Genomic DNA, 19808 nt, shown 5'->3' on the forward strand with positions numbered 1-19808 from the left:
GATTACATCATCTCCAATCCTTGTTCTGCCGCCTGTTCTGGATGCAATATGGGAAGGGGCTGACCATCCTTTCTGCGGATCAGGCCATATTCCGTAATGGCTCCCAGCCAGTCATCCAGCATCTGCTGACCGATCCGGGCCGCCTGCGGGGTTTGGAACAGTTCCTCCGGCAAATCCGGATACTTCTCCCGAAGCACCATCTCTGCGTAGCCCCAGGTCTGTGCCACCTCGGGACGAAGTTCGTACTGGTCGGCTTCCTCCATCAACTGGACGGCGCTGGTCAAATCGGGCTGGCCCACAGCAGCCAGGAGCGCCTTATAGCGGACAAACTCCGCCTCGCCCCAAGTTCGCTCCTGCTTTGCCAGCCGGCGGGCGAAATCGTTGACCTGCTCCAAGCCGTCGTCCTCCAGCGCGTCATTGATGGCATCCCGCAGGGAGGGGATCAGGCAGTCCACACAGTGGAAGGCGCATTCCTTTGTAGAAACGGCGTCTACCGCCTCCAATGTCTGCTGGATACCACCATGGATTACAGGGAGATCCAGCGTTGCAGTGTTATCATTATCATACTGGGGATCATTGAAAAAGCCTTTACGGACCTCCAGCACAATCGGAGCGCCGGAGCGGTGGAAGTAGGCTACCTCGCCAGGCCGATATACATAGATAGGCTTGATTTCTCCACTCAGCTCTGCATAGCCGCGGTCGGTGAACACACCGCCGTGGTCCTCTTGGTGCTGTTCACCCAGCAGTTCCAGCAGCCTTTCCCGGAAGCCGCTGTTTTCCTCTGTGACATCCAGCAGAGCCATTGCCTCATCTGAGAGCATCTCGCTGTCATACAAAAATGCCCCAAGCTCCTCATGATTGGAAACTCGGGGCGCAAAACAGCAAACATCGGTATTATAGGTCAGGTTGATGAGCCGCTCCAGAGGGATGGGCCCGCTGTACTGTTCCTGTTCCATCTTCAGGAGGGCTTCCATTCCTGGCCGTTGCTCCTCGGTCAGCGTGGCCAGACGCTGGGCAAAGAGATTCAGGTCATACAGGTTGACATGATCTCCTATCATGCCGCGGCGCAGGGCTTCACAGCGAATACAGGTCAGTTCGTTTTTACAGGATCTGCCGTCCTTGATCCTTGCTTTCTGGAGCGCGTCATTGAATTCCGCCCAGGTTGCCGGCATCTCCATCACCGTGGCCGTTTCATACCCGTTGGGGCTGCCGTTGCTGATCTCCACCTTGAAAATCGGTTTACCCAAGATCCATCCCTCCCATCTTGGGATAGTTCTCCTGATATTTGGCTGGATCGGCGCCGGGTACATCCCAGCCTGCCATACTGCCTACCTCCATGGCCTGCCGCTGGATGGGGGTAACGCCCAGGTGTTCATTCAACTCGTCCGCCAGTTCCACATTCCGTTCCTTGTCTCCGGTGTCCCACTCGGAGGGGTAGTAGCCGGTTTCACCCCGCTTGATGCAGATGAGCTGGCCAGTGGTCCGCAGAGTGGAGAAACACAGCTCCGGCAAACCATCCGCAATCTTGGGGGAAAACCGCTCCTGTTCGGTCTGGATGGACCAGCTCTCCGGCTGCCACAGGTGGACATACAGCTCACCGCCGTCCACCTCAATGGGGCGTTGCTCGAACCCTTCGCCCCACCCATCCGAGGCTTGACCACCCAGATACTCTTTTAAGGTGGTAAGCTCTGCCGGGGTCAGCTCGCCGGCTACCCGGCACTCTGCCACGCCCCACAGCCGGCCGTCCCTGACCTCAACGGTGAACACCGCCGAGCGGACTTTGTGGTCTACGCTGTCGCCCTCACCGTACCAGTGCATAAGGCCGCTCTCGCTTTCCTCCGGCATCCGATTTTTTACCAAAGCGGACAGAATGTGCCCCTCATAAGCCACGAGGGTGTGGCCATCCCACTCCTCGCCATCCTCCGACAGATCCCCCCACTCGTCCCGGCTATAGAAGTCGGCGGTGAGAGGCATATACAGCTTGAGCGTTTTAGGCTCCGGCGGGTAGACTGAGAAACGGTCCTCACCCAGCACCAAGGCCAGGGTGCGGCCATTGTCCCACTTTACATGGAAGTGGCCGGCATCATCGATGTGATCCAGTTTCCCGGTACTGCCGGGGGGAAGGGGCTGAGGATCATCCCCCATCTCTGTGAGCCGGATACGGGAATCCTTGGGGAACTGTTCCCGCAAAAAGGCCAGCCATTCTTTCGGTACTGCTTTCATGTGATACCTCCCATCGTCATACCCTGTTGGGGCATCGTCCTTTTCAGCTCCATGTGTAGCTGTTCTGCCGCCTTCGCCACCACGGGGTCCGACCGGAAGCTTTCCAGCCGTTTGTGATCCTCAAAGAAACTCTGCTCCCCGTCCAGAGAGCGTACCAGATCTACCGTGGCGATGCTGTCCTTGGTGACACCCAGCCGCTTTTCGCTGGCATCGGTGTCTTGGTAGATCTGGATGGCCTCCTCCAGCGTCAGCTCCTGCCTGATTTTCTCCTGCGGGGTATTGGTGTCCGTCATGACAAACCAGGCATAGATGTGGGGACGGCTGGGGTCTGCGGCATCCCGGAGGGTCCGTTTTCCGGCCTCAGTCATCCCATAGTTGCAACTCCTGCGGGGATTATCCTCTCCATAAAGATTATACAGCAGGTCGTCGATCTGCTTGTCGACCTCCAAGTCGTCGGTTAGCACCTCCCAGCGAAGGCCGGTAGTAGGTCGGCTGGGAAGTTCCTCTCGGATACAGGCCACGAATTCGTCCTTATCACGGTATTCAAGTTCCTCGCCGCTGGCAAAGGTTATCCGACCCACCACAGGGTGCTCCTGCTGGTATAGTTCCTGCTGGCGCAGATCATAGCAATACAGATACCCTTGATGCTCACCAGAGAGGGGCGTACAGCGCAAGCAGAAGCGGTAATTTTCCGTTTCTGTGATATAGCCATAACTTCTGCGGTCTTCCGTGATAGCCCCGCCATGCTGCCAGCAGTAGGCGTCCATAGCGCCCAGATTCTTCAGGAGTCCGGTCTGACGCAGGTTGTCTGCCAATCGCTGCAGCACCTCTTTAAACTCCGGGGTATTGAACCTGTCCCCGTTATGAGGCCACCAGCTATGCCAGAACTCCCTTCCTCCGTGGCCGAAGTCCATTCGCACATGGCCAATCGTGCCCAGGGCCTCATCTTTCTCAGGTTCCAGTTCGGAAAAAAACAGCCCCGCCTCATCGGGAGAGGCGGGGCGCAGTACAAATTCACGGATGTCCTGGGGGCAGGGCAGATCATGCTCCTCGCAAAATTGCTCCAGCGTCAGTTCCTCTCCCAACAGATAAAATGTACCATTGACCCGGCGCGATGTGACGCCCTCGCGCCTCAAAGGGGTAGGAGAGAGCACAGTCCCCGCATGATAGCCGACTTCCTGATCTACCAGGGTGATCCTGGCATTGGGGGCCTTGCGGGTTCCACGCAGGTCGTAGCAGTGCCACCCTTGGGGGATGGTATCCCGCTGAACCAGCCAGTTGGTAAACAGCACGGGCTTTCCAAACAGCTCCGCGTGCTGCATGGAATCAGTCCAGATATCAATGCTCATTCAATTCCTCCCATCCTCACACTGTTTTCCCACTCGCTCTGGTCCCGCAGCGCTTCCTGCATCTGCGAGCAGAGACTGTCCAGTGACGGAGAGGCACAGTTCCAGAATGCGGCGATGTTCCGCATCAGCCGCTCACATTCCGCCACCTGCTCGGCCGCTTCACTGGCGCCCTGTCCCGGAATCATGTCCATGGCATAGCGGTACAGGCCAAGCACTGCGCCATTGATCTGATCCTGTACGGGTGCCCACGGCTGCTCCGATTGTTCCGCCTCCCGCATCCGACGGTCAAAGGCGGACAGACGATTTTCTCCACTGTTGTCGAGTCCCCAATACCCCTCCAGCCGGTCAATTAGTTCCCGCAGAGCGGATGACTCGGCTTTCCCGGCGTCGCCTGCTTTCTGCCGCAGTTCAGCGGCGTATTCTGTGAGCCCATCAATGCACTGAACAATCAGCTTTTTGTCTCTCTGTGCCTGGGGTTCCATGAGCGTGATCAGTTCATCCAATGTCAGTTTCATTTTTTCTACCTCCCGCGCTGGGCCAAAGCCCCAGCGGATTACCCGCAACATTACCACACTTTTTGCAGAATAGCCACCCTGACTTCGTAAAAATCAGAAAATAAGCACGGCGCCTGATTCGCTGGTTATTCAACGCCAAAACTCCGCCTCAAAGGTGGTCTTTTCTAACCTTTCCCCCAACAGGGGATTTTTTAACCGCTCAAACTATGGCCAGTCAAATTCTTCCCTATAGCAGAGGATCTTTTCGATTCCATACCCCGCGTCCAGGAGTGGCTCAGCCAATCGTTTTATACAGCCTGCCGCAAAAGACGCCGCTTCTTCTCTGTCCACACCTTTACCGCGGAACACATATTCCAGCCATATTCGATATGTGGGGAGCAGAGTAAACTCCATGTTCTCCTGAATACGCTCCATGAACATATTATCAGACGCCAGAATTGATGTGACGCGCTCCGCCATGGTTGCCTGCAAACCTTCAAACATAGCCCAGCCATAATCCCGTACATTAAAATAGGGATTGATGATAATGCCCATTCTGACATCGTAGTCTATCTTGTACTCCACTTTGTTTTCCTCCATCAAAATAAAGAGCGGCCCCGCCTTAATTTTCAGTGCATCTGCAACCCCTCTTGTACTTCAGGAAACGGAGCGCTGAACCTTCGGATGAGACCGAATTCGGTCCTTCGGACGCCGTCCTCCTGCATATAAAAGTTACCCAGCGCCTCGAAATCCGCAAAGCCATCGAGGGTGGAGATCAGTTCCTCGTCTGCCCCGATCCGCTCCAGCACCTGCTTGCCGTATTCCTCCGGATCGTCCGGTACACGCTCATAGTCGTCCAGTTCGATGGAGAGTTTCAAAGCCTCCTGGAGCGTTGCCGGCTGTTCCACATCAAGGACGGAGAGGTACTTCAGCAATGCGCCGTCCTCCTGATCCATCTGCCGGATATTTTCCGCCAGCTCATCCAATTGCTCCAACCTCATGTCCGTCCCGTACAGAGGAAGATGTTCCCCAAAATAGGGGCGCAGGGCCTTCACCTGAACGAGTTTCACCATATTGAGGCTGCCCACTCCAAGAAACTGTCTGGCACTCTCCAGTTGCTCGAAGGTTGCCGGTAGCATAATCTGCACGGTTTCATTCTGCGCACCCTTGGAGCAGATGTTTTTCAGCTGTACTTGGAAAACACCGTCCAATGGCTCTTTATCCAAAAACTCCGGCGTCTTTTTCTGGACATAACTGCCGTTAGAGTATACCCCGCCATGGTTTTCCCGGTATTCAGCCCCCACACGGGCGTAATTGATATAGGGCTTGAAGCGATCCGGAAATGGTGTGATCCCTTTGTCCACAAGGTAGGCGCCCAATTCTGAATCAGAGGTTATATTGCCGATGAGCATATATTCATCCAGTCTGTTCGCCACAGCAAGGGCCTCATCCAAGTTCTCGGCGTGTTCCGCATCCAATGCCCCGGAAAAGATGGCGGCTTTTTCTGGAGAGAGGGCGTCTGTGCGTTCCGCCAGTTGCTGGAGCTTTTGAAACTGCTCTGAATCTTCCACGTCCACATCGTACAGATAGCGGTAAAGACCCGGCACATTGCCTCTCACATCCAGGATAGCGGTGGTTGTGGTATCAAGGCTAATCCCGTCCAGGATTACAAAAGCCTCTCCAATCTCAGCGGGACTGGCAGGCAGTCGCAGATGGACGCGCTCATGTTCGTTGCCTCGGCTTAGTGTCAACAAAATCATTCTATATCCCTCCCATGGTGAGGCCTGTTTGGTGTATGGCTTCAGCTTCCATTAGGTCTTGCAAAGGCGTTTCTCCGTGATAGGACACATAGCCATAATCGTTGAACCAACCGCCTTCCTCCCGAATACGTTGCTCCCCATAGCCTTTGTAGTCATAGAACCCATCCAGGTTGTCATCATACTCGAAGCGGCCAAACTCTTGGATCATGTACTTCCCGTATTCCTCCGGGGTATGGACGCCTGGAATGAAGCTGAACAGATCCAGGTTTTTGGCCAACTGACAGATCTGTGCGGCGTTCTTTGGATCTGCAAACACGATTACAGCCTCCAGCTTGTTCTGCCCTTTCTCATCCAGTTTCGCAATGGCGCTGCTCATGGCGTTGAGGGCGGTCAGGTTGTCTTGTTTCTCGTCCAGGAGTTCATCGACCTCCTTTTGCAGAAAAAACGCATCTATTGTATATTGTGCTGTGCCTGCATCCCGCACACCTGCCCGCAGCAGGGTGCGCCGAATCTGCTGCTCCGACGCGGGGAGCCAAAGCAGTTCCGGTTTTTGGCCTTCTGCCGGCATGATCTTCAATCCAAGGTTGCTGTTATCATAGAGATATTCCGGAAACTGCCGTCCGTTGTAGAGCTGCTCCAGCCTCATGCCGTTATCATAGACAACGCCATAGGGGGTGACGGTCCCGGCCCCGCGGTCAATGAGCAGGAGCGCCGTTTCAACCCCGTCCAGATTCTCCAGCTCCTCCATACTGGCACTGCCACCATTCAGATTCATATAGTGTTCTTGCCCGATTTCCTTAAGGTCAGAAAAATCTGTGATGACCGTGGCCCGCTGGCAGCAAAAGGTCAGATTGATGAAATCTTTTATTTGTGTGATTCCCAACTTGTGGGCCATCCCCTGGAACTGGGCGGCCTCACCGTCATCAAAACTGTCCAACCGCTTGGCCAAGTAGTCCAGCTCGTCCAAGGTAACGGATTTGCCGGTCAGCTCATTCAGGACAGTATAAAAACTGTCCAGCTCATCCACTTGGCAGTCCTGACGGAGCGTGTCGCCGATTCCCAATGGCTCCAGCAGTTCTATCGTGTGGTCGTATTCCTCCCTGGGAATGGGGAATGGAATCGTAATCTGCCCATATTCCGGGTGCTGGGCGCTGCTCAGCACCGCTTGGATTACATAGCCCATTCTGACGCCTCCTTACCCGCATCCATGACTGCCTTTCCGTGCCGGGCGATCAGGGTTGCGTAAATGATATTGAGAAAATCCATGTCACTCACCAGGTTTCGGTGCGCCAGATCTTCCACCTCCATGGGCGGCTTCAGGTCGTACAGCCGTCTGGCGGAATAAAAGACGGGGTAATCTTGTGCCGTGAACCCGTGGAGCGCAATGCGGTTGAAATCAATAAAATCGTGTGAAAGAGCGGAGAGCGCCGGCTGCCAGAGCCGCTCCTTTGAGGCGAGGAGGTAGAGCGCCGCCAGATAGCCAGGAGGCGCGCCATCCCACGCCCTGTCCGCAAAGCGGCTTTTCAGCTGGACGAATACTGTGCGCAGGATTACCTGATCCGGCCCATCCCAATGCTCCACGGCCTGAATTCTCTTGCGCAGGCCGGCATGAGGGATGTGTCCGAAACATTCCAGGATCAAATCACGATACCCAATTGCGCCGGACTTCAACCGCTCCGCGATATAGGGGCAGATGGGGACCTGACAGGACCGGCGGCGGTAGTGCAGGCAGTACCGGCAAGCCACATCCACCGGCTTGTAGCGGAAGCGGCTGAGGATCATCGTCCCACCGCCGCGCCTCTGAAAGCCGGGGACGCTCATCATCATGCGCTCCAGTCCGGCCCGTGGGGTATCTTGGGCGAAATATTTTGTCATGGTACACTCCTTTTTTGAGCACAAAAAAGCGGGGGCCGCTTATGCTGCACAATGTGCAGACGCGGCCCCCGCTCTCTTTGATGTCACATATCCATTTGTGGTTCCTGCTCCTGTCCCTGTTCCAGTCGGTCCGTCAGGTCTGGGACGGTGTATTCGATCTTTGTCCTTGCGGTCTGAAGAGCTTTCAGCTGGACATCTTCTAACTCCGGACCTTCATCCAACAGATAGTCTGTGCCCCGATAGAGTTCGGTTAACTCCTCCGGTGAGAAGAGCTGGGCCTTGGAGATCAGCCCGGAACGGACGGCGAAGTCCTGCTTTGCGCTTTGGAAATCTCCCATATAATTATGGCCATAGAGGAGGGCTGTCCTGTCGTAATTCCAGATCCATGTGTTGAACTGATAGCCCCATTCCTTCGGCAGTTCTATGCCGGCCAGCACCGCTCCACCAAAATCCGCAAGCAGATGGAACTCATCTTTTAAGCTGCTGGCGCGAAGCAGGGGGGCGTTCTGAACTGCTTCTACATACTCATATACCTCATCCGCCATCTCTGCCACCCTGTGATACAATTCACTGGCCTTCTGGTTTTGACTCCCGGCCGGCAAAAGGAAGGCATCATGCCCTGGAGAAACAAAGAGGACAGGCCGGCCATGGAGAAAAACCTCCAGCCGCTTGTCCTCCACATTGGATGATTCAATTCCGCCTTCTCTCAGGCGCCGGGACAGTTCTTCAAAAAACTTGTTTTCCATAGAATCTCCTTTTCCACATTTTATTGCCATCGTGTAAAAGAAAAACCAAGACCCTGTGATCAGGATCTTGGCTGAGGAAATGTGGCGTTTGATATGTGGGTTCGACTCTCCGCTGAATGGAGGGCCGCCGGTCAAATATCGGAAAAATTGGGCCCGTAGATTTACGAATCTACGGGCCCTGGAAGCCTTGAAAACACTGAGGTTGTTCCCTCAATATCTTTTTTAGCCTCCTCTTTTGGTCCGAGTGGCGAGATTCGAACTCACGGCCTCATGGTCCCGAACCATGCGCGCTACCAACTGCGCTACACCCGGATATGAAATTGTGCGGCTCACGCCGCGAACAGTAGTATTATATGAGCTTCCCTCCGTTCTGTCAAGAGGGAAATCCACATTTTTCAAAAAGCCCCGCGGCACACGGCCGCGAGGCTCTGGCGGGAGCATGTGAGGATCGAACTCACCCGAGAGGCTCTTCACCCCTCTCACCGGTTTTGAAGACCGGGGGGCACACCAGCACCCATCTACTCCCATGTGAGAGGCGACAAAAGCCGCCTCATTTTTCTATCTCGCCAAACTGCGCGCCCGGTCTGCGGACATCGCCCTCGCGGCGAAGAATCCCTCGCCGGTCGTAATACTCCAGCACCAGCAGCGCGTGGTCGCGCGAGGTGCCGAGCGCGTCGCGGAATTCTCCAAGCGCGAGCGCGTCGTGCGTTGCAAACCATGCCTTCACCCGCGTGCCGACCGCATCCAGAACGTTTTTTTCGACGCAGAGCTCCGGCGCAAGCAGCACGAGCTCGCCGGTAGATAAAAGACTCTCAAGCACGCGCGCGCACTCCATGCGGTCTTTTTTGTCGAACAGCGCACAAAGCGCGTCCTGCTTTTTGCCAAGAATTCCCGCCGCGCGGCAGGTGCGCAGCAGCTCTTCCCGGATGGCGCTCTGCCGCTTGGTCAGATGCACGGAAAAGTCCGCAAGCGCGCAGTGCTCCGCCGTCAGCGTGAGTTTTCCCTCGCGCGCAAAGCAGGCGAGGATCGCGTCCGCATTTTCCCGTGCTTTGCCGCGCAGAAGCCGCTGCCGCGCCTCGGCGAGGCGCATGCCCGCGTGCAGCGGATGCTCGCGATGATACTTTGCCAGCATCGTCTCGCAGTCTGTCCACAGCCTGTCCAGCGTCGACGATGTAAGATAGCGCGACGGCGCGATCTCGACGAGCTTTCCCCGCGCACAGAGTACGGCGAGCATTTCCACCAGTTTTTCTTCCGGTTCATCGAAGCACGCGACAAGGTCCGCAAGCGTCATGCCATCCGCGCCGTGCTCGCCGACGGCCTGCACGAGCTTTGCCTCGTCCGATCCGCTCTCGCGCACGGCGAGCGAGGCGATCACGCGCGCGTCGTATCGCTTGTGCCGGTACGGATGCTCGTCCAGGATCATCCCGCCGCCGACAGTCTCGAGCGGCGAATAAAAGCGCGCCACAAAGCGGTCGCCCTGCCGCGCGGCGAGCGCTTCGCTCAGCCGCAGCTGGGCATAGCAGCTCTCGCCCGGACGCAGCGCATCGCGGTCCAGCAGCACCGCCTTTGCAAGGCGCACCGCCGCGCCGTGGTAGATGTGCAGGCGCGAGCCGCTCTCGATGATCCGCTTAGAATCCGGCAGATTTTGCAGTTTCACGTCCAGCATCAGCGACGGCTCCATCGAATCCGTCCTGCACAGCACATCGCCGCGGCTGATGCTCTCTTTTTTGATGCCCGCTAAGTTGACCGCCGCGCGCTGTCCGGCGTACACCGCCGACACGTTGCGCCCGTGCACCTGCAAATTGCGCACGCGGCACTTATTCCCGAGCGGCATGAGCTGCGCCTCGTCGCCGACGGCGATGTGCCCGTCGATGAGCGTGCCGGTGGCGATCGTGCCGAAGCCGTCGACGGAAAACACGCGGTCGATGGGCAGGCGGAACGGCGTGCGCGTGCTCTTTTCCTCCGCGTGCAGCGTCAGAACGTGGAGCGCTTCGCGCAGGGCCTCAATGCCTTCGCCCGTGCGGACGGACGTGCGCAGGATCGGCTTATCCTCTAAAAACGTGCCCTTGACGCGGCTTTTGACGTCCTCTTCGAGCATGTTCAGCCAGTCCTCGTCGACTAAGTCGGTCTTTGTCAGCACGATGAGTCCGTCCTTCACACCGAGCAGCTGCAGGATGTCCAGATGCTCGACTGTCTGCGGCATGAAGCCTTCGTCCGCCGCCACGACAAGCATCGCAAGGTCGACACCGCCCGCGCCGGCGAGCATGTTCTTGATGAACCTCTCGTGCCCCGGCACATCGACGATGCTCGCACAGCTCCCGTCCGGAAAGTCGAGTCGCGCAAAGCCGAGGTCGATCGTGATGCCGCGCTTTTTCTCCTCGGCCAGCCGGTCGGTGTCCACGCCCGTGAGCGCCTTGACAAGCTCGGTCTTGCCGTGGTCGACATGACCCGCCATGCCGATGATAACATGCTTCATCGGATGGCCTCCGCAGCCGCCGCGGCGATCTCGGCAAAGTCTTCCTCTCGAATCGTGCGCACGCACAGCAAATATTGCCTGCGGTGGATACGCGCGACGATGGGCTTGGCGCGAAGGCGCAGCTTCTCTTCCAGTTCATCCACGCTGAGCCTCCCCGGCTCGATCGCGACGGCCCAGCCGTTGAGCTCCTGCGCCGGAGCGCTGCCGCCGCCGACAGCGTCGCCCGTCCACACGAGCTGCGAGGAAACGCCCGTGTCCGCGATCGCCTTTTGCAGCCGCAGCGCCTTGGCGTGCAGCTCATCCTCGCTCGCCGACAGCATCGCGAGCGTCGGGATCTCGCGCGCGGCGGTCTCCGAATCCAGATAGACGCTCAGCGTCGCGTGCAGCGCGGCGAGCGTCATCTTGTCGAGGCGCAGCGCCCGCGCAAGCGGGTGCTTTTTGATCCGTTCGATGTACTCCCTTTTGCCGACGATCAGCCCCGCCTGCGGCCCGCCGAGCAGCTTGTCGCCCGAAAACGACGCAACGTCCACACCAGCGTGCAGACTTCTCTGCACCGTCGGCTCGCCGCGGATGCCAAACGGTTCGAGGTCGACGATCGCCCCGCTGCCGAGGTCTTCAATGAGCGGCAGGCCGTGCCCATGCGCGATCTCCGCCAGCTCCTCCCGCGGTACGGATTCGGTAAAGCCCACGATGCGGTAGTTGCTCGTATGCACCTTCAAAAGCGCTCTCGTCTGCTCGCCGATGGCGGCTTCATAGTCGCGCCGGTGCGTCTTGTTCGTCGCGCCGACCTCGCACAGCGTGCAGCCGCACTGCGTCACGATCTCCGGAATGCGGAACGAGCCGCCGATCTCGACGAGCTCGCCGCGCGAGGCGATGACCTCTCCCCCGCCCGCAAGCGCGGACAGGATGAGCAGCACCGCCGCGGCGTTGTTGTTCACGGCCATCGCCGCCTCCGCGCCCGTCAGGCGGCACAAAAGCGCCTCCACGTGCTGATAGCGCGAGCCGCGGCAGCCGTTTTCCACATCGTATTCAAGCGTCGAATAATCTCTCGCCGCCTCTGCCGCGGCGTTCGCCGCGCGCTCGCTCAGGCAGGCGCGGCCAAGGTTCGTGTGCAGCGTCACGCCGGTCGCGTTGATGACCGAGCGCAGCGTCGGCAGCTGCTTTTCCTCTGCACGTGCCAGAATGCGCGCGCAGAGTATGCCTGTCTCCGGCAGCGCGGAAAGGCCGCCGCGCACTTCGTCTCGCAGCGCGTCCAGCTCCTCGCGCACGCTCTCGCGCAGCAGCACCGGCGGCAGCGCCGACACCTTGAGCTCGTCCCGACCGAGCAGCTCGTCCACCCGCGGGATGGAACGAAACAGATTTTCTTCCACGCTTTTCCCTCCCCGCGCCCGACACACAGTGCGTCGGGCACCAGTTCTCCAGTTTGCCTTTACCCTATCAGAAAGGCCTTCGCCCGTCAAGAAAAACCAGAACCGTTCGCTGAATCAGCCATGCAGTTCTGGTTTTTCTATTGTTCACAAGAGCGCGGATCGTCCCGTGGCCGCAAATTTTCAATTCTTGAAAATTTCTGTCTCTTTGGGACAGCTTCCTGTCGGGGCGTGCCCGCCTCAAGCCCTGTTGGGATCAAGTACGGCAAACTGGAATTTATGTCAATGCGAACTCAATCTCATCAAGTTTATTTGTTATTGCGTTCTTTCTCCCTGTCTCCTTAAAACCTATTCGACGATAGAGTCTCTCAGCATTTATATTATTCTCAAGAATCCACAGCGTAGGGGTATCCGTACATTGGCCTACTGCGTATAGTAACAATTTCGTTCCATGACCCATGTTTTGCATATCTGGAAGAATATAAAGATCCTCTATTAAACCCTTTGTTACAGAAACAACCCCTATTGGTTTTTCTTCTACAAGCATATAGAGCTTTGTTCCGTTGTTCATCTTGTTTCTCAAATACTCCCGTTGCCGATCTGGCGTATGTGTTTCTATGAAATCAGGAGCACAAAATGCACGATGCGATTCCTTCCAGGATATTGAATGGATGGTTGCGGCTTGAAGAAGATTTGTTTCATCTACAGGTACTATCATCCTTACCTCCACAAATTCCGATTTGTTGAGCCGAGTATACCATATTTCTCAACGAAAGAACATTTTTATATACGAGAACCTAACCGTTTTACTGCGTACAGAACCCCGATCTGCAAAAAGCCCCATGCGCGACACCTTGACGGCGCGAACATGGGGCTTGATATTTCCTTGACCTATCCGCTTTTTTATTTTACCGCGCTGAGCAATTTATCCTCTTTCCGCTTTTTGAGCATGATTGGCACGTCCATCAGCGCGAACACCGCCACGAGCAGCACGGGAAAGCCGATCCAGTGGTAGCCGACATGGTCGCGGAACCACGCGAGCGGATTGCCGTCCGGCGCGTACATCAGAAACATGAAATTCGTATCGAGCAGCAGGTTGACGCAATAAATCGGCACCGCCATCGCCAGCAGCAGCAAGAAGCACTTGCCCATGTACCTGACGCTCGGTCGGATATCACCGCCCGAAAACAGCATGATTGGATAGGCCGCAAGCAGAATGTGCACGCTCGTCGAATGCCAGAACATGAAGTTCGCCGCCGGAAGCGACGTCCACGTCGGGAACAGCAGTGCCGCCGTCGCCGCGGGGATACAGATAAAATAGAGAAAATTGTCGAGCAGCCTGCTCGGCTTCCATGCGTGCAGCGCGATAAGGAAAATGTTGATCGAGCACAGGTGCAGCGGCAGATAGTCCCAGTTGAAATTCCCGCCGATCTGCAAACCGATCTGTTTGAACGCCTCGTCCGCGAGCAGGAGAACGGCAAAGAGCCCCCGCAGCTGCGCCCGCTTCTTCCCGTCCGCTTCCTTATAGAGCTTGCAGCTCAGCGCGGCAAAGCCGATATACAGCGCAAGCGTCACTAAGTGCCGCGCGCCGAAGAGCGAAAAGCCAAAACCCTCGCCGATCGTATCCACCGTATCCCAAAAGTGCTCCACTTGATCCAGCCTCCGCAAATTTGTTGTCCATGCCAGCATATCATACGGCGGCGAAAATACACCTGAAAATTTCTTTAAGATTTCAGTATCCCATCCGCGCTCCCAGCATCTCGCCGCTGCTGCCGCCGCGGTACACGCCGTTTTCGATCACGCGCTCGCCGAGCACGAATACCTCGTCAAAGCCTGTCGCAGGCAGGTTGGGCCGCGCGTAGGTACCGTGCTCGCGGACGTTTTCGGGCGAGAAGAGTAAAAGGTCCGCGTCCATGCCCGCCGCGATGACGCCCTTTTTCTCTAAGCCGAAGCGGTCCGCCGCATGCCCCGTCACCTTGTGCACAGCCTGCTCGAGCGTGAGCACGCGCTCCTGCACGACGTATTTTTCAATGAGCCGCGCGAATGTGCCGTACACGCGCGGGTGGACACGCCCGCCGCTGGGGTACGTCGCATCCGAAATGACGCCCGAGAACGGCGTGCGCAGGATATCTTTCACGTCTTCTTCGTCCGAGATGTAGTCGATCATCCCCGTATTGCACTGTTCCGCCGCCAGCAGGTCAAAGAGCGCGTCAAACGGGTCTTTTTGAAGCGTCCGCGCGATCTCGGCGACGGATTTTCCCTCAAAGCGGCGGTATTCGTCCATCTGAAGCCCGATGGCGATCACATTGTCAAAGCCGACGAGCAGCGTGATGTTCTCAAAGTCGCTGCCCGCCTCCATCCGCGCGCGCATTTCCTTTCGCGCAGCATCGTCGAGCAGGCGCTTGGTCAGCGCCTCCGTGCCGCCCTCCTGGAATTCCGGCGGCAGCACGTGGATAAGCTGTGTCGAGCCCGCAGTGTAGGGGTACACGTCGCACATGACGTCAAGCCCATCCTGTCGCGCCCTTTCAATCAGCGAGAGCATCTCCGGCACGGCCTTTCGCGCGTTGCGCCCTCCGATGGCCTTGAGATGGCTGACCTCCAGCGGCGTTTGCAGCGCGCGGGTGACCTCGAGCATTTCGCGCAGCGCATCGACGACGCCGTCGCCCTCCTGACGCATATGGACGCAGATGGGCACGCCGCTCCGGTGCAGCGGCGCGAGTGCGCGGATGAGCCCGTCGGTCGAGTAAAAGATCTCCGGCGCGTAGCCAAGGCCGAGCGACACGCCGCACACGCCGTCGGCCAGCGCCGCTTCCATGTGATAGTGCAGATCGCGCAGCTCGAGCGGTGACAAATCTCCCGTCGTGAAGCCCGCGGCAAGCGTGCGCAGCGTGCCCATGCCGATGAGTTCCGCGCACGAGAGCGGCAGTCCCCGCCCCTGCGCCGCCTTGAAATAGCTGTCAACGGACGCAAAGCGCAGCTCCGGCGGGATGTTCCCCGTGATGGGCGCGAGGTATTTCGCGCACTCGTCCGCGTGCGCGCCCGAGAGTGGCGCGAGCGACATGCCGCAGTTGCCGTTCACAAGCGTCGTGAGGCCCTGGCAGAGCTCCGCCTCGCCAAAGCCTTCGCGAAACAGCGCCGCGTCGGCGTGGCGGTGCATGTCGATAAAGCCCGGCGTCAGAACGCGGCTCGCGGCCTCGATGGTCTCGAACGCCTGCGCGTTTGACAAATTTCCAACCTCTTCGATCATGCCGTCTAAAATGCCGACGTCCGCTGTGAACGCCGCCTTTCCCGTGCCGTCGACGATCTTCGCGCCGCGGATCAACGTATCCAGCATGTATATCACCTCTTTTTTGCAGTCTACCACACCCCACGCCCGCTTGGCAAGGTCATTCCCCCTTGCAATCTGCCGTGCCGCAGGGTATACTGGGGAAAACGCAAAAAAGGAGCGCTTCCATGAATAAGAAAGACCGCATCCACGACTGGCGCAAGCTCAAGTGGCCGTTCACCGCCACGTTTTTATATTACTCTCTTCTCTCGCTCTACACCGGCACCGCCGAGCAGAGCGAGCAGGGCTTTCTCGTCATGTTCCTCACGGTTTTGATCGTGGACGCCGTGGCGTATTTTTCCTACTGCTATTTCCTCTGCAAAAAAGAGGAGAACATGCAGAAGCTCTGGTTCGTCTTCATTTTGGCCTATGTGCTCATCTCCACACAGCAGCTCTCCATTCTCTGGCAGATGATGACGGCGCATGTGGTCGGCGCATAAACACAATTTTTCTTTTTTCATACCGTCTTTTTGAACGTCCTTTCCATCGGGAAAGGACGTTTTCTTTCATTTTGTCTTCTGTGACATTTGCGTGCCACTGTCTGAAAATCTGATACGCGGCTCCTTTTGTCCATAGTTTTCGGCAGTTTTCTTTGTTAAGTTGGTGTTAACGAGGGGAGCGTCCCCTTCTCGCGCCGTGAACAAAAAAGTTTACACCCTGCCCATTGAAAGCGCGGCGCTTCTTTGCTATGCTTTTCCTGCAAGCCCGCATTTTTCCGTGCGGGACAAGAAATGCTAAGTACAAAGGAGCTGATGGCAGTGCCGATCCGTCCGCTTGTCGATCGCACTTATCTTGAACAGGTGCTGCTCTCCCGTTTTTCCCACGGTGAGGTACAGCAGTGGGTCCAGAAATACTTCCAGCCCTACCGTGAGCTGATGAGCTATTACCGCTGCGCGATCATGGAGGTCGAGACGAAGTTCAATGTGCTCAACGAGGAGCTCTCGCTGCAATACGACCGCAACCCCATCGAGACGATCAAGACCCGCCTCAAGTCCCCCGAGAGCATCATGGAAAAGCTCACGCGCCGCGGATATCCGCTCACGGTGGAGAGCATCGAGAAGAATCTGAACGACATCGCCGGTGTGCGCGTGATCTGCTCGCACCCTGCCGACATCTACAAACTCTCCGAGGCATTTTTGCGCCAGGACGACATCACACTCTTAGAGCGCAAGGACTACATCGCAAACCCTAAGCCCAACGGCTACCGCAGCCTCCATCTCATCGTCGAAACGCCCATCTTCCTGCATGACCAGAAGCGGCTCATGAAGGTCGAGGTGCAGTTCCGCACGATCTCGATGGATTGGTGGGCCAGTCTTGAGCATAAAATCCGCTACAAGAAAAATCTCCCCGAAATGGAATACGTGGAGCGCGAGCTCTATGAGTGCGCCGAGATCAGCGCACAGCTCGACGCGCGCATGGAAAAGCTCCAGAAAATCGCCGCACAGGCAACGGAGGGAAAGGATTCTCCCCTTTCCCCTTAATACAAGGACGCCCGACGCATCGCGGGCAAGGAAAGGAATCGTGATACTATGAACGCAGCAGAGAAAATCGCCCATGCAGCAGAGCGCAAGGCCTTTGAGGCCATGCTCGACTCGCTCATCAGAAAAAGCCAGACGAAGGACGTCTGCACCGTCGCAAACGACTTTGTCAACATGGTTCAGAAAATTCACTCCAGCGTCTGGACGCCGGAGACCTTCGAGATGCTGCACCAGATCGCAAACGACCCCAATAGCAAGTGGGCGCACTACGCCGAGCGTCTGCTGCGCGAGTGCGACCCCCACCTTCTTCGCACCTTCCTGACGGCCGCTGCCTACGAAGGCGGCTTCCGTGGCTTCCAGCAGGCGCGGGCAAACTCCGAGAAGTATGACTGCAACATCCCGTGGATCGTCCTCATGGACCCGACGAGCGCCTGCAATATGCGCTGCGCGGGCTGCTGGGCGGCAGAGTACGGTCACAAGCAGAACCTCACCTTTGAGGAGATGGACCGTGTGCTGACCGAGGGCGCAGAGCTCGGCACCCACGCCTGCCTCTTCACCGGCGGCGAACCGCTCATGCGTAAGGCGGACATCTTCCGTCTGTGCGAAAAGCACCGCGACATCGCCTTCCACGCCTTCACGAACGGCACGCTCATCGACCAGGCCTTCTGCGACGAGCTCAAGCGCGTGGGCAACTTCATCGTCTCGGTCAGCATCGAGGGCTTTGAGGACGCCAACGACGGCCGCCGCGGCGCGGGACATTTTGAAAAGGCGCTCGCCGCGATGGACCTCATGCACAAAAACCACATCCCGTTCGGCGTGTCCATCTGCTACACGAGCAAGAACTACAAGGTCGTCACGAGCGATGAGTTCCTCGACCTGCTCATCTCCAAGGGCTGCTTCTTCGCCTGGTACTTCCACTACATGCCAGTCGGCATGGGCGCGACGACCGACCTGCTGCTCACGCCCGAGCAGCGCGCCTATATGAAAGACCGCGTGCGTGAGATCCGCGGTCTCACCGGCGGCAAGGAGATCTTCGCCATCGACTTCCAGAATGACGGCGAGTTCACAGGCGGCTGCATCGCCGGCGGCAAGCTCTACTGCCACATCAACGCCGCGGGCGACGTCGAGCCCTGCGTGTTCATCCATTATTCGGGTGCGAACATCCGCGAAAAGAGCTTCCTCGAATGTCTCCAGCAGCCGCTTTTTAAGGAGTACCGCAAGGGCCAGCCGTTCAACAACAACCACCTGCGCCCCTGCCCGATGCTGGAAAATCCCGAATATCTGCCCCAGATGGTCGCGCGCAGCGGCGCGCATTCGACCGACCTGGAAGCTCCCGAGAGCGTGGAGCACCTGTGCAACAAGTGCGAGTCCTACGCCGCATGCTGGCGCCCCGAGGCCGAAAAGCTCTGGGACGAGGAGCACCGCGAATAAATGACTTTCCTGTAACCTTCCCCGATACGCAAGAAAGCCGCCGACCATCAGGTCGGCGGCTTTTGTCACGTCTTCGAATTTTTTTACTTGACTGCCGCGAGCAGGGCGTCAACGCGGTCGGTCTTTTCCCATGTCACGCCGAGATCCTCGCGGCCCATGTGACCGTAAGCGGCAAGCTGGCGGTAGATGGGACGGCGCAGGTCGAGGTCGCGGATGATGGCGGTCGGGCGCAGGTCGAAGACCTTCTCCACAGTCTCTTCGAGCTTGCCGTCATCGACCTTGCCGGTGCCGAACGTCTCAACGAGCACGCTCACGGGATGCGCAACGCCGATAGCGTAGGCGAGCTGGACCTGGCACTTGTCGGCAAGGCCCGCGGCCACGATGTTCTTGGCCACATAGCGCGCGGCGTAAGCGGCAGAGCGGTCGACCTTCGTCGGGTCCTTGCCGGAGAATGCGCCGCCGCCGTGCGGGGCGCTGCCGCCGTAGGTATCGACGATGATCTTGCGGCCGGTCAGGCCGCTGTCGCCCTGCGGGCCGCCGATGACGAAGCGGCCGGTCGGGTTAACATAAATCTTCGTGTTCTCATCCATCAGCTCCGCGGGAACAGTCGGCTTGATGACAAGCTCGATCATGTCCTTGCGGATCTGCTCAAGCGTCGCCTCCGGCGCGTGCTGGGTGGAGAGGACGACCGTGTCAACGCGGACGGGCTTACCGTTTTCGTCGTACTCGACCGTCACCTGCGTCTTGCCGTCGGGACGGAGATAGTCGACAAGGCCCTGCTTGCGCACGTCGGTCAGCTTCTTTGCCATCTTATGGGAAAGGGAGATTGCGAGCGGCATGAGCTCAGGGGTCTCGGTGCAGGCGTAGCCGAACATCATGCCCTGGTCGCCCGCGCCGTTGTCGAGCTCGCTCGCGCCGCTCTCCTTATTTTCAAAGGAGTTGTCGACGCCCATCGCGATATCGCCGCTCTGCTCGTCGATGTTCGTGATAACGCCGCAGGTGTCACAGTCAAAGCCGTACTTCGCGCGGTCGTAGCCGATGTCACGGATCACGTCGCGCGCGATCTTCGGGATGTCGACATAGCAGCTCGTGGTGATCTCGCCCATGATGTGGACAAGGCCGGTGGAAACGGTCGTCTCGCAGGCCACGCGGCCGTTGGGGTCTTTTTCAAGGATGGCGTCAAGCACCGCGTCGGAGATCTGGTCGCAGATCTTGTCGGGATGCCCCTCGGTAACGGATTCGGAGGTGAATAAACGTTTTGCCATGGTTATTTTTCTTCCTTTC

General features: G+C 57.8%; 18 protein-coding genes and 2 tRNA genes. 3 read left to right on the forward strand and 17 right to left on the reverse strand.

The window, feature by feature from the left end; genetic code table 11:
* Positions 1-2: 2 nt before the first annotated feature.
* From NI20_RS0104995 to NI20_RS0105070, 16 genes are all read right to left on the reverse strand, one after another.
* Positions 3-1247 (reverse strand): hypothetical protein, encoded by a 1245-nt coding sequence (locus tag NI20_RS0104995; protein WP_197055354.1) that lies wholly within the window; start codon positions 1245-1247, stop codon positions 3-5.
* A complete protein-coding gene (locus tag NI20_RS0105000) occupies positions 1240-2223 on the reverse strand; it encodes a DUF4314 domain-containing protein (protein ID WP_033120346.1) in 984 nt (327 codons plus the stop codon). The genes NI20_RS0104995 and NI20_RS0105000 overlap by 8 nt, the downstream gene beginning before the upstream one ends.
* Positions 2220-3572 (reverse strand): LPD28 domain-containing protein, encoded by a 1353-nt coding sequence (locus NI20_RS0105005; protein ID WP_033120347.1) that lies wholly within the window; start codon positions 3570-3572, stop codon positions 2220-2222. Before NI20_RS0105005 ends, NI20_RS0105000 begins: the two co-directional genes overlap by 4 nt.
* Positions 3569-4087 (reverse strand): hypothetical protein, encoded by a 519-nt coding sequence (locus tag NI20_RS0105010; protein WP_033120348.1) that lies wholly within the window; start codon positions 4085-4087, stop codon positions 3569-3571. The genes NI20_RS0105005 and NI20_RS0105010 overlap by 4 nt, the downstream gene beginning before the upstream one ends.
* Before the next feature lie 204 nt (positions 4088-4291).
* Complete coding sequence (locus tag NI20_RS0105015; RefSeq protein ID WP_156108559.1) at positions 4292-4651, reverse strand: hypothetical protein; 360 nt, start codon at positions 4649-4651, stop codon at positions 4292-4294.
* 44 nt (positions 4652-4695) lie between these two features.
* The gene (locus NI20_RS0105020; RefSeq protein WP_033120350.1) at positions 4696-5826 is read right to left on the reverse strand and encodes a DUF6329 domain-containing protein; all 1131 of its coding nucleotides are present in this window, start codon (positions 5824-5826) and stop codon (positions 4696-4698) included.
* A 1-nt stretch (position 5827) separates the two neighbouring features.
* The gene (locus tag NI20_RS0105025; protein ID WP_033120351.1) at positions 5828-7009 is read right to left on the reverse strand and encodes a hypothetical protein; all 1182 of its coding nucleotides are present in this window, start codon (positions 7007-7009) and stop codon (positions 5828-5830) included.
* Positions 6997-7701, reverse strand: coding sequence for a hypothetical protein (locus tag NI20_RS0105030; RefSeq protein WP_033120352.1), 705 nt, complete (start codon positions 7699-7701; stop codon positions 6997-6999). Before NI20_RS0105030 ends, NI20_RS0105025 begins: the two co-directional genes overlap by 13 nt.
* Before the next feature lie 83 nt (positions 7702-7784).
* Positions 7785-8447 (reverse strand): hypothetical protein, encoded by a 663-nt coding sequence (locus NI20_RS0105035; protein ID WP_033120353.1) that lies wholly within the window; start codon positions 8445-8447, stop codon positions 7785-7787.
* A gap of 236 nt (positions 8448-8683) precedes the next feature.
* Positions 8684-8759: transfer RNA gene (locus tag NI20_RS0105040), tRNA-Pro, on the reverse strand.
* 117 nt (positions 8760-8876) lie between these two features.
* Positions 8877-8973 (reverse strand) — tRNA-Sec (locus tag NI20_RS0105045).
* Between the two features lie 24 nt (positions 8974-8997).
* Positions 8998-10923: a selenocysteine-specific translation elongation factor gene (selB, locus tag NI20_RS0105050; RefSeq protein WP_033120354.1), complete on the reverse strand. Its 1926-nt coding sequence runs from the start codon at positions 10921-10923 to the stop codon at positions 8998-9000.
* Entirely contained in the window at positions 10920-12293 is a 1374-nt protein-coding gene (gene selA / locus NI20_RS0105055; RefSeq protein WP_033120355.1) for an L-seryl-tRNA(Sec) selenium transferase, read from the reverse strand. The genes selB and selA overlap by 4 nt, the downstream gene beginning before the upstream one ends.
* 274 nt (positions 12294-12567) lie before the next feature.
* Positions 12568-13008, reverse strand: coding sequence for a GNAT family N-acetyltransferase (locus NI20_RS0105060; RefSeq protein ID WP_033120356.1), 441 nt, complete (start codon positions 13006-13008; stop codon positions 12568-12570).
* Between the two features lie 185 nt (positions 13009-13193).
* Positions 13194-13940, reverse strand: coding sequence for a TIGR02206 family membrane protein (locus NI20_RS0105065; RefSeq protein WP_033120357.1), 747 nt, complete (start codon positions 13938-13940; stop codon positions 13194-13196).
* An 82-nt stretch (positions 13941-14022) separates the two neighbouring features.
* Complete coding sequence (locus tag NI20_RS0105070) at positions 14023-15624, reverse strand: amidohydrolase family protein (RefSeq protein WP_033120358.1); 1602 nt, start codon at positions 15622-15624, stop codon at positions 14023-14025.
* Positions 15625-15743: 119 nt separating this feature from the next.
* Between NI20_RS0105070 and NI20_RS0105075 the strand changes: the two genes are divergently transcribed.
* From NI20_RS0105075 to NI20_RS0105085, 3 genes are all read left to right on the forward strand, one after another.
* Complete coding sequence (locus NI20_RS0105075) at positions 15744-16055, forward strand: hypothetical protein (RefSeq protein WP_033120359.1); 312 nt, start codon at positions 15744-15746, stop codon at positions 16053-16055.
* 312 nt (positions 16056-16367) lie between these two features.
* Positions 16368-17096 carry a GTP pyrophosphokinase family protein gene (locus NI20_RS0105080; RefSeq protein WP_033120360.1) on the forward strand — a complete coding sequence of 243 codons (729 nt, stop codon included), beginning with the start codon at positions 16368-16370 and terminating at the stop codon, positions 17094-17096.
* A 48-nt stretch (positions 17097-17144) separates the two neighbouring features.
* On the forward strand, positions 17145-18524 hold the full coding sequence (locus NI20_RS0105085) for a radical SAM protein (RefSeq protein ID WP_033120361.1): 1380 nt from the start codon (positions 17145-17147) through the stop codon (positions 18522-18524).
* A gap of 83 nt (positions 18525-18607) precedes the next feature.
* Here the strand turns inward: NI20_RS0105085 and metK are convergent, their stop codons facing one another.
* A complete protein-coding gene (gene metK, locus NI20_RS0105090; RefSeq protein WP_033120362.1) occupies positions 18608-19789 on the reverse strand; it encodes a methionine adenosyltransferase in 1182 nt (393 codons plus the stop codon).
* Positions 19790-19808: the final 19 nt, after the last annotated feature.

This window comes from Oscillibacter sp. ER4 (assembly GCF_000765235.1).
Taxonomy (GTDB): domain Bacteria; phylum Bacillota; class Clostridia; order Oscillospirales; family Oscillospiraceae; genus Hominicoprocola; species Hominicoprocola fusiformis.